Below are 13,049 nucleotides of genomic sequence, written 5' to 3'. Positions count from 1 at the left end.
TCGACCCCGGGCACGGCAGCGCCGACGATCCCGGGGTCACCGTCCCGGACGGGCCGCTGCGGTGGTCCGAGGCCGATCTCGCGTACGACTTGGCCGCCCGGTTGGAGGGCCGGCTGGCCGCCTGCGGCATGCGCGTACATCTGACGCGCGGGCCCAATCCGCCCGCGGAGGTCTCCAGCCTGCAGCGGGCGCAGCTCGCCAACGACCTCGGCGCCGACCTGCTGATCTCCATCCACCTCGACGGGCACAAGAACCCGGAGGCTGACGGGGTCGCCGCGTTCCACTACGGCACCGACAACGGCGTCACCTCCACGATGGGGGAGCGGCTGGCCGGGCTGGTGCTCCGCGAGATCGTGGCCCGGACCGGGCTACGCAACTGCCAGGTGCACGCCAAGAGCTGGGACGTCCTCAAGCTCACCCGGATGCCCGCCGTACGCGTCGACATCGGCTATCTGACCTCGCCGTCGGACCGGGAGCGGCTGACCGATCCCCGGTTCCGCGATCGGGTCGTCGAGGCGATCGTGGCGGCCGTGCAGCGCATGTACTACCCCGTCGACGCCGATGTGCTCACCGGCTCGATCGACGTCAGCGCGCTACGAGCCGAGTTGGCCCGATAGCGACCGCGTCGCCGGGCGTACCGGGCGCAGCAGGCCCTCGGGGGACATCGAGCCGAGGAGCTTCTCCAGGGCGTACTCGACGTCGGACTTCCATGAGAGCGCTGTTCTCAGCTCCATCCGCAGGCGGGGGAAGCGCGGGTGCGGGCGGACGGTCTTGAAGCCGACCGCCGTGAAGAAGTCGGCCGGAGTCACGCAGCCCACCGGGCCCAGCTCGGAGTCGAGTTCGCCGAACTTGGCGTCGCCGAACGCCTCGATCGCCTTGATCCCGCGCTTCATCAGGTCGCGGGCCATCGCCTGGACGAGCATGCGCCCCAGCCCGCCCCCGGCGAACGGCGCGACCACGTTGGCCGTCATGAACAGGGCGGCGTCGGGGGAGACCGGCGAGGTCGGGAAGGCATGACTACGCGGCACGTAAGCCGGCGGCGCGTACATGACGAAGCCGGCGGGCATCCCGTCGACGTAGACGATCTTGCCGCAGGAACCCCATTCGAGGAGCGTCTGCGAGACCCAGGCTTCCTTCTCCAGCCCCGGATCACCGTTGGCGCAGGCGCGCTCGGCCGAGACGGGATCCAGCTCCCAATACACGCAGCCCCGGCAACTGCGGGGCAGGTCTTCCAGGGTGTCCAGGGTCAGATTGACCACGCGTCGCGACATGGCGTGCCCGCTCTGGGTAGTGATGCTGGAATTTGCCGACCACTCGACCTTACGCGCCGTAACTACCGTTGGCGAGGAGATCCGGACACGATCCGCCGTTCGCGTCCATCTACCGGGACGAAGAGCCATCTTCGGCGAACTGGCCGCGACCCGGGTGCCCACGCGCCGTTACTATCGAAGCTTGTATGCGCGCCTCGCCAGGGGCGCTGGGAGGCGAGGCTGGCATGAGCGGCTGGAGTGACAGCAGCGGAACGACGCTGGACGACTACACCGGGGTGTACGCACAGCGCGTCGCCGGAATGACCGCCAGCGAGATCCGAGCTCTCTTCGCCGTAGCCAACCGCCCCGAGGTCGTCTCCCTCGCTGGGGGCGCCCCCTACACCTCAGCCCTGCCGCTGGACGCCATCGGCGAGATGCTGCGCGACCTGATCGCGAACCAGGGCGCCCAGGCGCTCCAGTACGGCATCGGCCAGGGCCTGCCCGAGCTGCGCGAGCAGATCTGCGAGGTGATGGCCGACAGCGGCATCGACGCGGCCATGGGCGCCTCGCCGGACGACGTCGTCGTGACCATCGGCGGCCAGCAGGCGCTCGACCTGGTCGCGCGACTGTTCCTCGATCCCGGTGACGTCGTGCTCGCCGAGGGCCCGACCTATGTCGGCGCGCTCGGCGCGTTCCAGGCGGCGCAGGCCCGCGTGACCCATGTCGCCATGGACGACGACGGTCTCATCCCCGCCGCGCTCGAAGAGGCGATCACGGCCACCGCCGCGGCCGGACGCCGGGCGAAGTTCCTCTACACGATCCCGACCTACCAGAATCCGGCCGGCGTGACCCTCAGCGAGGAGCGCCGGGAGCAGGTCCTGGACATCTGCGAACGCGCCGGACTGCTGGTCATCGAGGACGACCCGTACGGCAAGCTCAGCTTCGGCGGCCAGGCTCCGCGCCCGCTGCGCGCCCGCCGCCGGGACGGGGTCTTCTACCTGTCCACGTTCTCCAAGACGATCGCGGCCGGGCTGCGGGTGGGCTGGATTCTGGCTCCCCACGCGGTACGCGACAAGCTGGTGATCGCGACCGAGGCGCAGATCCTCTGCCCGCCCCACTTCTCGCAGTACGCCGTGAGCACCTATCTCGCGACGATGCCGTGGCGGGAGCAGATCAAGACGTTCGCGCAGCTCTACTCGGAGCGCCGGGACGCCATGCTGGAGTCGCTGGCCGACCTGATGCCGGCCGGGATGACCTGGACCAAGCCGGACGGCGGCCTGTTCGTGTGGGCGACGCTGCCGGAGGGGATGGACGCCAAGGCGATGATGCCGCGCGCGATCGCCGCCCGGGTGGCGTACGTGCCGGGAACGGGCTTCTACGCCGACGGCACCGGCCGGCAGCACATCCGGCTCAACTTCTCCTTCCCGCCCGCTGAGCGCATCCGTGAGGGCGTACGCCGTCTCGCCGGGGTCATCGAGCAGGAGATGGCGATGCGGGCCGTCTTCGGCTCCGGGAGCGGCCTCGGCACTGTGCCGTCGACGGGGACCAGTTGGCCGGGGGCCGACAACCCCGGCCTGGCATGATCGAGGCCATGCCGAGCACCACCCAGGTCGACCGCGTCCTCGTCCTCGCCGGGGGCCTGTCCTACGAACGGGACGTCTCGCTGCGCTCCGGCCAGCGGGTGATCGACGCGCTCAAGGCGGTCGGGGTCGACGCCGAACTGCACGATCCCGACGTCACGCTGCTGCCGCTGTTGCGGGAGGACCCGCCGGACGCGATCGTCATCGCCCTGCACGGCGGGATCGGCGAGGACGGCAGCCTCCGTGGCGTGCTCGACCTCTCCGGCGTCCCTTACGTCGGCTGCGACGCACGGGCGGCCCGGCTGGCCTGGGACAAGCCGTCGGCGAAAGCAGTGCTCTCGGAGGCCGGGATCCCGACTCCGGAGTGGGTCGCGCTGCCACACGAGCGCTTCTCCGAACTCGGCGCGGTAGCAGTGCTGGATCGCATCGTGGAACGCCTCGGCCTGCCGCTCATGGTCAAGCCCGCGCAGGGCGGATCGGGTCTCGGCGCCTCCGTCGTGCGTACGGCGGACGCGCTGCCCGCCGCGATGGTGGGCTGCTTCGCGTACGGGCCGACGGCGCTGGTCGAGCGTTATGTCGGCGGCGTGGACGTGGCCGTCTCGGTGATCGACCTGGGGGAGGGGCCGTTGGCGCTCCCGGCGGTCGAGATCGTGCCGAACAGCGGCGTCTACGACTACGCCGCCCGCTACACGGCGGGCGTGACGACGTGGCACACGCCGGCTCGGCTCAAGCCCGAGGTAGCCGAGGAGGTCGCCGCCGCGGCCCTGGCCGCGCACCAGGCGCTCGGGCTGCGCGACCTGTCCCGGGTCGACCTGATCGTCACGCCCGAAGGCGAGTGCACCGTTCTCGAGGTGAACGTAGCGCCGGGAATGACCGAGACGTCGCTGCTGCCGATGGCCGTGCAGGCCGCCGGCTTGGACTTCGGCCAGGTGCTCGCGAAGCTCGTCCAGCGCGCTGCGGCCCGTTAGTCGCCGTCGGCGGTCGCTGCTGTCCGCGTACTCGTGAAGAGCAGGAGACCGGCCAGCGCGAAAAGCGCCGCGCAGAACTCCACCGGGACCACCGATCCGGCCGCGCCGCGCAGCGCCGCGACCGTGAGCGGCACGGTGGTCGCGCCGATCGCGGCGGAGGTGCTGAGCATGCCCGCGACCGTGCCGAAGTGGGCGGTGCCGAAGTGCTGGGCGACCAGCGCGGGGCGCGTGACTGTCGCGACGCCGAAGCCGAGGCCGACGGTGACCACGCAGAGCACCGCTCCCACGGTCGCGCGCCCGACGAACGGGAGGAGCCCGAGCGCGACGCCCTGCACCGCGAACAGTCCACACACGACGCCGACCGGCTGGGTCCAGCGCTGTAACGCGGTGATGGCGATCCGGCCGGTGACCGAGAGCAGGCCGATGAGCCCGGCGATGCTCGCGGCGACGGTCGTCGAGTGCCCGAGGTCGCGCAGAATGCTCACGAGCTGGATGCCCAGCGTGGTGACGACGGAGCTGTTGGCGGTGAAGGCCACCGCGTAGAGCCAGAAGAGCGGCCGCCGCAATGTTTCCGCGATCACCGTCTTGCTCGCGTGCCCGTGCCGATGGCTGGTCGCCGGGCCCTCGGGAACTGCGACGAAGTGCAGCGGAATGGTGACCACACCGAGGATCGCAGCCAGCCAGAGCAGCGTCTCGCGCCAGCCCAGATGCTCCACCAGCGCGCCCGTGAGCGGCAGGAAGACGGTGCTCGCGAAGCCGCCGACGATCGTGACGGTCAGCAGCGCCAGCGCGCGCCGCTCAGCGGGCATCCGAGGGACGATCACCGCGAAGGCCGGCTCGTAGAGGACCAACGCCCAGGTCACGCCGATCCCGGCCCACACGACATAGAGCGTCATGAGACCGTCCACTTGGGACGCCGCCACCAGCAGGAGGGTCGCGCCGACCGAGCCCGCGGTCATCAGGCCACGCCCGCCGCGCCGATCGATCCACCGCCCCGCCAGCACCGCGGTACCCGCCGACGCCAGGGTGCACAAGGTCATCGCGAAGGTCACCCTGGTCGGGCTGGCGCCGAGATCGCGCGACATCGGCGTCAACAGCACCGAGTACGCGTAGAAGAGGCAGCCGTAGCCCACCAGTGACGTGACGGCGAGCGAGCCGACCAGTACCCTGCCGCGCGCGCCCACCCGGTCAGCGTACTCAATTCACGATCTTGGCTTGCCCCTGCCGCAGCTCCCGCATCGCCCGCCAGGACGGCGATCCCGGCTCGGTGGTGTAGACGATGAGGCGCTGATCCCGATCGGGGATCAACAGCACCTCGCAGTGGAAGTCGACAGTGCCGACGACGGGGTGCACGAAGGTCTTGTTCATGCCCCGGCGTACCTCGACCTCGTGGTCGGCCCACAGTTCGCCGAACTCGGGACTCAACCGCAGCAGCTCGGCGACGAGACTGTTGAGACTGTCGTCGTCGGGGTAGCGGGCCGAGGCCGCCCGAAGGTCGGCGACGGCCGACCGGACGAAGACGCTGTGGTCGAGGTCGCAGAGGTACTCGGCCAGATGCGGCGACCGGAAGATCCAGCGCAGCATGTTCCGCTCGACCCCGGGCGCGCTGAGATCGCCGATGAACTCCGTCGCCAGCTCGTTCCAGGCGAGAATGTCGTACTTGACGTCGATCACGTACGCGGGCTGGTCCGACATCGCGCTGATCATGTTCAGAATGCCGCGCGGCACATCGCCGGCGGGACGGCTGGCGGGGGAGACGGTCTCCCCGGCCAGGTGGAACAGATACGCCCGCTCGTCGATGCTCAGCATCAGCGCCCGGCCGAGTGCGTTCAGGATCTGCCGGGACGGCCGGGGACCCCGAGCCTGCTCCAGTCGCGTGTAGTACTCCACCGACATCCCGGCGAGCTGAGCCACCTCCTGGCGCCGCAACCCAGGCGTACGCCGCCGGCCGTTGTCCGGCAACCCGACGTCGATCGGCCGGAGCCGGGCCCTTCTGTCTCGCAGGTACTCGGCGAGATCCGCACGGTTCATGCCTTCCAGCTTCCTACGCTTCTGGCGCGCTATCCAGGTACCGGCGATACCACCCTCAGCCGGGCCTCCCTGATCACCGCCACGCTCGGCACTGTGGATCACATGACTTCGATCGCACTCATCACCGGCGCCAACAAGGGAATCGGCTACGAGATCGCCCGCGGCCTCGGCACGGCGGGCTACACCGTCCTGCTCGGAGCGCGAGACACCGAGCGGGGAACCGCAGCCGCCACGGCGTTGGCCGCCGACGGACTCGACGTCCGGTACGTCCAACTCGACGTGACCGACCCGGCCTCGGTCGCTGCGGCCGCCAAGCACATCGACAACGAGTACGCCCACCTCGACGTCCTCGTGAACAACGCCGGCATCGCCCGGGCCGACGGCGACGAGCGGGCCCTGGACCCGGCCGCCTGGGCGCCGAGCGGACAGTCCGTCGACTCGATCCGAGCCGTCTTCGAGGTGAACGTCTTCGGCCTGGTCACCGTCACAAACGCGATGCTGCCGCTGATTCGCAAGGCGGAAGCCGGCCGGATCGTCAACGTCGCCAGCGAAGTCGGCTCGTTCGGCCTGAGCCTCGACCAGTCGAGCCCCTACTGGTCGCTGGTGAGCATCGGATACCCCGTCTCCAAGACGGCGGTCAACATGATCACCGTCCAGTACGCCAAGGAACTCTGGGACACGCCCATCAAGGTGAACTCGGTCTGCCCCGGTTACACCGCGACCGACCTCAACGGAAAATCCGGGTTCAAGACGCCGGAAGACGGAGCGCGGGTGGCCGTACGCCTCGCCCAGATCGGGGCGGACGGGCCGACGGCGCAGTTCTTCAACGAGGATGGCCCGTTGCCCTGGTAAGCGGCTTCTTCCTGGGTGGGCTCGGGTTCTCGCCTTGCTCGGCTCGCGTGTCTCGCGCGCTTCGCTTGCTCGGCTCGTGTGGCTCGTGTGGCTCGTGTGGCTAGCGCTGGTGTGGTTAGCGCTGATGTGGCTGGTGTGGCTGGTGGTCAGTTGGCCGGGCTGGTCAGCTCGGCGGTTTGGCCGGGTTGGTCAGCTCCCCGATATGGCCGGGTTGGTCAGCTCGACCCGATTGGTCGGGTGGGCTCGGCCGGCTTGAATGGCTTGGCCGGATCGGGCAGCTGGGTGGGATGGCTCCGCCGGGCGGGGCGGCATGTCTGTTGGGCGGCATGTCTGTTGGGCGGCTCGGTGTTCGACAGCTCGGCCGAGCTGGAAGCCCGGGTTGAATCCTGCGGGTTGAATCGGTCTTCTCGGCCAGGCGGCTTGGCTGCGGAGCGGCCTCACCGCTTCGACAGCTTGGCTGTTCGGCAGTTGGCTGTTCGACGGCTCGGCCGAGCTGGAAGCCCGGGTTGAATCCTGCGGGTTGAATCGGTCTTCTCGGCCAGACGGCTTGGCTGTGGAGCGGCCTCACCGCTTCGACAGCTCGGCTGTTCGGCAGTTGGACGGATTGGTCGACGGCTCGGCTGTCTCCGTGGCCCGGCCGAGTCGACGGCCCGGCTGTCTCCGTGGCCCGGCCGAGTCGACGGCCCAGCCGGTCGACGGCCAGCCGAGTCGCTGGCCCGGCCGAGTCGCTGGCCCGGCCGAGTCGGGCCCGGCTGTCTCGGTGGCCCGGCTGCCTCGGTGGCCTGGCTGTCTCGGTGGCCCGGCGGCTCGGCGACGGACGGCTTGGACCGGTTCGACGCCCCGCTCGCTCGCCGGCTTCTACCGTTTCACGTTCGCGTTTCACGTGAAACGGCTCTACGAAACGGCGGCTGGTTTCACGTGAAACCAGCCGCCGTTTGTGTTGCGCTATCTGAGTTCTGTTGGGCTGCGCTCAATCGGACTGGGCGCCACTCGCCTAGCTATGCGGCTGCGCGTGACTCCGTCGTCGCGGTCGGTTCGGTTACCGCGCCTGGCGCCACGCTACGCGCGCCTCCCATGTCGCCCTTTACTCCGGCCGTGGGCACAACTCCGACGTCTCACGGGCATCCACTCGGAGATGCGGTTCGGGTATCCCGTTTGGCTTCGCTCCGGTGTTCGCCTCGGGTCCCGGTTGGCTCCGCTCCGGCGTTGGCGTTGGGCCGTTCGTCCGCCTGGGCCAGCGCGGACAGGACGGTACGCAGCCGGCCCTCGTCCTCCGTTTGGCTCCGCTTGGTGGGCCCGTTTGGCTCCGCCGTTGGGGGCACAGCCGGGTGTCTCGTTCGGCTCGGCTCTCGGGCTCGACCCGGCCTCCCGCTAGGGTCCGCAGTCCACACGTGGCCTTCGCTATTGGGCTTGGCCAGGCATCGGCTGCCCCGTGGGCTGACCGCTCGTCGGCGACTGTCCCGGTCCTGCCGGCTGTCCTGGCTCCGTAGGTTGGCCCGTCGGCGCCGCCGGTCCAGCCTGTCCAGCCGGTCCAGTCGGTTGTCCGGGACGGGGGACCGAGGCCACACCCACCGCCGGGCCACTCGACTTGCCCGGCTCAGCGGTCTGCGGCTGTGCCGCTTGGCCGTACGCCTGCGACTCTGGCGCTGACACCCGAGCCGCTTCGCCCTGCGACTGAGTCCCAGGGCTCGACGGTCGGACCGCAGCCGTCTCCACACCGCGGTCCGTGATCTGCACGGCCCCGTTCTGGTTAGCCGCGTCCCGATCGGCCCCGTCCTGGTCGGCGATGTTCTGGTTGGCCAGGTTCTGGTTGGCCAGGTTCTGGTTGGCCAGGTTCTGGTTGGCCGGGTTTTGGCTGACTGAGCTCTGGTGGATTGGGCTCTGGTGCACGGGGTTCAGCGCCGCGTTCTGGGTGGCTGAGTTCTGCGCGCTTGCTTCAGGCCGGTCGGTGACTCCGCCGGTCGCCAATCCTCCAATGACCGGTGACGCGCTCTCGACGGTGGGCGGCTGCGCCGACCCCACTCCCGCCGGTCCCGCTGTTGCCTCCGGCTCAATCGGGTATACGTCGATCGGCAGCACCCCGAGCCCGTCGACGAAGCTCGACGGCGCCTGCCATTCGATCCGCGGCGGCTGCGCCAATGCGGTACCGCCGAACTCAGCGAGCCATGCGGCGACGAGCGCGAGGTCCTCCCGCCACTTGCGCTCCTCAGCCGGCGGCAGGATGTCGTCCCACATCGGCAGGAACGAGCCGCGTAGTTGCAGCTGACCCTTCGGACGCGCCATGAACCAGAGATGCAGGTGCGCGGCGCCGTCTCCCCAACGGTTCACGTGCACTCTCGCGACGTTGTCGAGCGACCGGATCGCGCGCTCGACGCGTACCGTCATGACGCCCAGCTCGGCGGCGAGCAGATTGGGCAGGTCGCCCAGATCCAGATGCGAGCGCGGCTCGAGGATCAGGATCATCGGCAGCCCGGTGGGGCGGTCCATGGAGCGCACCCGCCAGCGCTCATTGACCCAGATGTACGAGTCGTCGCCAGACTGGCAAGCCTTGCAATCGGCGATCTCCTCACCCTTGCGGGCGGGCTCTACGTCGACCGGCGCGTCCAGCGCCTTGACCTTCAGATCGCCCTCGAACGGGAACGTGTCCCAGGAGGTGAAGGCAGGGAGGGGGAGGGGTGTTTCAGCCACGAGGGAACCCTATCGGAGCGGGTCATCGGCTGTCTCCCCTCCGGGCATGCCCTCACCCTCCCGGCGGCCCCCGTTTCACGTGAAACCGACTGCGGTCGTCCACAATCCACAGAGTTATCCACCGGTACGCACACCGCCCTGTGGATAACTCTGTGGAGAATGGCCTCCGCCGAGCGTCTCGCGAACGATGGCCGGCTGCGGGCGTACCGCAGGGCGCGTCGAGAAATGGCCCGTCAACGTGGGTTTTTCGCGCTCACGATCGGCTCCGGAGGGTAACCGTGCACCAGATTCACGGGCCGTTTCACGTGAAACGGAGCCTGAGGATAACTCCATCAATCTTGTGGATAACTTCGCTCGCCCCTGGGGATTTCGCAGGTCCCGGGCATCTCTGGATGTTGTTCATCCACAGGTCCAGCTGGTTTGTTCCACAGGGCTGGCGGCGGCCACTCTTGATCGCCTAGGATCAAACATGTGTTCGATGCTCGCCGCATCTCCATGGTCTCTCGGCTGGCTGCGCTGCCTGCCGGGCCTGAGCTGGCGGCGGCTCTTGAGGCACTGACCTCCACGGCATCGACCACCAAGGCACCGAAGCCGGGCTCGCCGAGCTGCGCGGTGCTGGACCCCGGGGTACCGGATTCGATGGCGTCAGACTCTGCCGCACCGGCTCCCACAGGGCCGAACCCCGACGTGCCCGACCCGATGGCAACCGGTCCCGGCATGCCGACCCCGACGGCGCCGTCCTCCGTCACGCATGGCTTCCTGGTCCGGGGCTCCGTCGGGCCGAACTCCACGCTGCCGGACTCCACGGTGGCGGACTCCACCGTGCCGAACTTCACGGTGGCGGACTCCGACGTGCCGAACTCCGGGGTGTGCTACTTCGTCGAGCCGAACTCCACGGTGCCGGAATTCACCGTGCCGGGCTCCGACGCGCCGAACTACGCGGCGCCGCGCTGCGACGTGCCGGATTCCGGTGGGCTGGACTCCGTGGCAATGGGCTTCGACTCGCTCGCACCGGGGGAGAAGGTGGATGTGCTCGTCGCGCTCGCGAGGCAAGCGGCCCACGCCCAAGCTCGGCTGCTCCAGGGGATGGCGATCGTCGCCGCTCAGTCGACCGGCATCGGGTTCGACTCCGATGAGGTGGCCTTCGCCTTGCACCTCACCCGGCGCGGCGCGCAGAACCAGGTCGCCTTGGCGCAGGATCTTCTGGGTCGGCTGCCGATGGTGTGGTCGGCGCTGGACCACGGAGACATCTGCCTGGCTCGAGCGAAGGTCTTCTCCGACGTTCTCATCGCAGCACCGGATGAAGTCGCCCGCGATGTGGCTACCCGGTTGCTGCCCATCGCCGTCGAGTTGACCGCCGGGCAACTCCGAGCCCGACTCCACAAGGAGTTGCTCACCGCCGACCCCGACGCCGCCCGGGCTCGCTACGACCGATCTGTCGCGGAGCGTCGAGTGTGCCTCTCGCCGAACGATGACACCACGGCGTGCCTCTCCGGAATCTTCCTACCGCCGGCCAAAGCCGCCGCCGCCTTCGAGCGCGTCGACGCCCTCGCCCGCGGACGGAAGCGCGACGGCGATACGCGTACGCTCGACCAGCTGCGCGCCGACATATTCTGCGACCTCCTCGCGGGAGTGGACTGTGGCGCAAACGCCATCGCCCGCCCCGGCGTCGTCGAGCTTCTTGTTCCACTGGAAACACTGACGGGGCAAGCCGAAGCTCCGGCACACCTCGCCGGCTACGGACCGGTCATCGCCGACATCGCCCGGCAAGTGGCGGCGCAACAGGTGACGCAGGAAGCAGCACGACGCCGCGCCGAGGCCGCTGCGGCCGAGCTGGGCGAGAAGTTGGGGGAGTGGCTCGCCACTCGTTGGCGCTACCGGGTTTACGACCGCGACGGCCAACTCCTGTACGCCGGGACTACGCGGGCTCGCCCCGGCTCGCCGCACACCGGCTCCTCACCCGTCGCCGCACCGCGCACCAACTCGCGCACCAAATCGCCGCGTACTCCGTTGGCGCGCGTTGCGGGCTGTCATAGCGAGCCGGTGGCACCCGGCGTACTGCGCCTGCGGCCACTCCAGCCGTGCCCGCCGACGGCGAGCGCTCCAACCGCCCGATTCCCCGATGCCGCCACGCGGCGATGGGTCGGCGCGCGCGACAACACCTGCCGCGCGCCCGGATGCACCAATCCCGCTCGCACCTGCGACACGGACCACACGGTCGACCACGCGCTCGGCGGCCCGACGACCGACGAGAATCTCGGCCTGCTGTGCCGACATCATCACCGCCTGAAGCACGAAGGCGGGCACCGGTTACGGCAGATCCGGCCGGGCCATTTCGAATGGGAGAGCCCCAGCGGCCGAACCTACCGAACGGATCCCGATCCACCGCCGTGACCGAGAGCGGCTGCGCGATGTTTCACGTGAAACAGGAAGATCCACTAGGGATTGGATCGGCGAGCCGGCAGCGCAGATCGCCGTCGCGACGGCCCGCCATCGGGGAGGTCGGCTGCGGACTAGCGAAGTGCAATGCACCGCGGCTGAGGTTCGGCGTTGGGGGTTCAGCGCCTGAAGTTCGGCGTTGGAAGAATGACGTTGGAGGTTCGGCGGTTCCAGCATCGCGATTTGGGTAGGCCGCGGTGCCGGAGGAACAACACCGCTCACGAGCCATCGGTGCGCCGTATCAACCGGGCCAGCCCCACGCCCGATCCAGGCTGGGTTCACCTCAGCAGTACCGAACCGCACGAAGCGGCGGTCCAACGCAGCCCACGCACGAACCAGTCTCGCCGCCAGGAGTCCCACGCGGCCGAGTGCTGCCGTAACTCCGGCGGCGAACCCATCGGACTCCGGTCGGCGTCTGATGCTCACCTCAACTGGGTCGAGAACCGCCCAGCCCTCGGTGGATCCGAACGGGCAGCCGTGCAGAGCCACACAGTTCCGGCGGTCGACGGCGAGCCTTCCACCGCAACGCCGCGCCACGTGAAGACGCAGAATCACCAGCTGGCTTCCTGGCTCTGGCACCTACTGACGAAGCGCTATGCCACCGCTGGCGGTGTGCCGTGAACGGCGACGAGCGGTTCACCCTTGGGCTTGCTGGACTAGGAGGCCGGACCGACACCACGAAGTCGTGGTCCCGGCGAGCTCCAGTTTTCGCGACGCATCAAGGGCTGACTTGAACACCCACATCCGAGCCTCGTGCGCCATGCCAGTGTTGAGTCTGATCCGGCCGGCAGCAAACCGCCAAGCGCCCGCTCGCGGTACGCCAGGGGAGCGATGTCGGCGCTGCAAAGCTCAACGCATAGTGCGGTGTGGAGAGGATCTTCGAAATCCAAACGCCGAAAGGAGAGCGGGCAACGGGCTGCGCGCAGGGCCTTTTGGTCGCTCAGCCACCTCGCTGAGGGTGGGTCATTCTGGCCCCGGCTCGGCGCAGCTCCCTTCGCCCACGCTGGGCCGCGCGCCTCTGTTGAGGTGAGGTCGACAACACGACCGAACGCCCAAACGCTGCGGCACCTCCCATGCGCCAGTCCCAAGGATGCTGGCTCGCGCCAACCGCGAGGCACACGGACCCATGCACGCCGGACGCACGCATGTCCGCGTACGAGCTCACATGTCGGCGGGGGTACGACCTGACGTGTCGGTCTCCGGCGGCGACGATCATGACATGGTGGGTCCGTCGGGCGCCA

General features: G+C 69.3%; 8 protein-coding genes and 1 pseudogene. 5 read left to right on the top strand and 4 right to left on the bottom strand.

Annotated features, from left to right (window positions below; translation table 11 throughout):
* The coding region (locus AB0M47_RS38945; protein ID WP_363423169.1) for an N-acetylmuramoyl-L-alanine amidase at positions 1–617 on the top strand (617 nt) is incomplete at its 5' end.
* On the opposite strand, the gene AB0M47_RS38940 is transcribed toward AB0M47_RS38945, so the two are convergent.
* Positions 594–1,271, bottom strand: coding sequence for a GNAT family N-acetyltransferase (locus tag AB0M47_RS38940; protein WP_359994578.1), 678 nt, complete (start codon positions 1,269–1,271; stop codon positions 594–596). The genes AB0M47_RS38945 and AB0M47_RS38940 overlap by 24 nt on opposite strands.
* Positions 1,272–1,495: 224 nt before the next feature.
* On the opposite strand from AB0M47_RS38940, the gene AB0M47_RS38935 reads away from it, so the two are divergent.
* Both AB0M47_RS38935 and AB0M47_RS38930 read left to right on the top strand, forming a co-directional pair.
* On the top strand, positions 1,496–2,833 hold the full coding sequence (locus AB0M47_RS38935) for a PLP-dependent aminotransferase family protein (RefSeq protein WP_363423167.1): 1,338 nt from the start codon (positions 1,496–1,498) through the stop codon (positions 2,831–2,833).
* Between the two features lie 8 nt (positions 2,834–2,841).
* Positions 2,842–3,798, top strand: coding sequence for a D-alanine--D-alanine ligase (locus AB0M47_RS38930; protein ID WP_363423165.1), 957 nt, complete (start codon positions 2,842–2,844; stop codon positions 3,796–3,798).
* Here the strand turns inward: AB0M47_RS38930 and AB0M47_RS38925 are convergent.
* Positions 3,795–4,982: an MFS transporter gene (locus tag AB0M47_RS38925; RefSeq protein WP_363423163.1), complete on the bottom strand. Its 1,188-nt coding sequence runs from the start codon at positions 4,980–4,982 to the stop codon at positions 3,795–3,797. The genes AB0M47_RS38930 and AB0M47_RS38925 overlap by 4 nt on opposite strands.
* 13 nt (positions 4,983–4,995) lie before the next feature.
* Positions 4,996–5,829 carry a helix-turn-helix transcriptional regulator gene (locus AB0M47_RS38920; RefSeq protein ID WP_363423161.1) on the bottom strand — a complete coding sequence of 278 codons (834 nt, stop codon included), beginning with the start codon at positions 5,827–5,829 and terminating at the stop codon, positions 4,996–4,998.
* Positions 5,830–5,931: 102 nt separating this feature from the next.
* Between AB0M47_RS38920 and AB0M47_RS38915 the strand changes: the two genes are divergently transcribed.
* On the top strand, positions 5,932–6,681 hold the full coding sequence (locus tag AB0M47_RS38915; RefSeq protein WP_363423159.1) for an SDR family oxidoreductase: 750 nt from the start codon (positions 5,932–5,934) through the stop codon (positions 6,679–6,681).
* A gap of 2,094 nt (positions 6,682–8,775) precedes the next feature.
* Here the strand turns inward: AB0M47_RS38915 and AB0M47_RS38910 are convergent.
* A pseudogene (locus AB0M47_RS38910) lies at positions 8,776–9,144 on the bottom strand (hypothetical protein); the annotation flags it as partial.
* Positions 9,145–10,086: 942 nt separating this feature from the next.
* On the opposite strand from AB0M47_RS38910, the gene AB0M47_RS38905 reads away from it, so the two are divergent.
* On the top strand, positions 10,087–11,763 hold the full coding sequence (locus AB0M47_RS38905) for a DUF222 domain-containing protein (RefSeq protein WP_363423157.1): 1,677 nt from the start codon (positions 10,087–10,089) through the stop codon (positions 11,761–11,763).
* The last annotated feature ends 1,286 nt before the right edge of the window (positions 11,764–13,049 follow it).

Source organism: Hamadaea sp. NPDC051192 (assembly GCF_040682475.1).
Lineage (GTDB): Bacteria > Actinomycetota > Actinomycetes > Mycobacteriales > Micromonosporaceae > Hamadaea > Hamadaea flava.
Note: the sequence above shows the minus strand (reverse complement) of the source record. Positions and strands in the feature narration are given on the sequence as shown.

Bases quoted from the DNA above. Each gene is read 5' to 3' on its own strand.
- AB0M47_RS38930 (WP_363423165.1), top strand. From the start codon at position 2,842: ATGCCGAGCACCACCCAGGTCGACCGCGTCCTCGTCCTCGCCGGGGGC.
- AB0M47_RS38915 (WP_363423159.1), top strand. From the start codon at position 5,932: ATGACTTCGATCGCACTCATCACCGGCGCCAACAAGGGAATCGGCTAC.
- AB0M47_RS38920 (WP_363423161.1), bottom strand. From the start codon at position 5,829: ATGAACCGTGCGGATCTCGCCGAGTACCTGCGAGACAGAAGGGCCCGG.
- AB0M47_RS38940 (WP_359994578.1), bottom strand. From the start codon at position 1,271: ATGTCGCGACGCGTGGTCAATCTGACCCTGGACACCCTGGAAGACCTG.
- AB0M47_RS38905 (WP_363423157.1), top strand. From the start codon at position 10,087: ATGCCGACCCCGACGGCGCCGTCCTCCGTCACGCATGGCTTCCTGGTC.
- AB0M47_RS38935 (WP_363423167.1), top strand. From the start codon at position 1,496: ATGAGCGGCTGGAGTGACAGCAGCGGAACGACGCTGGACGACTACACC.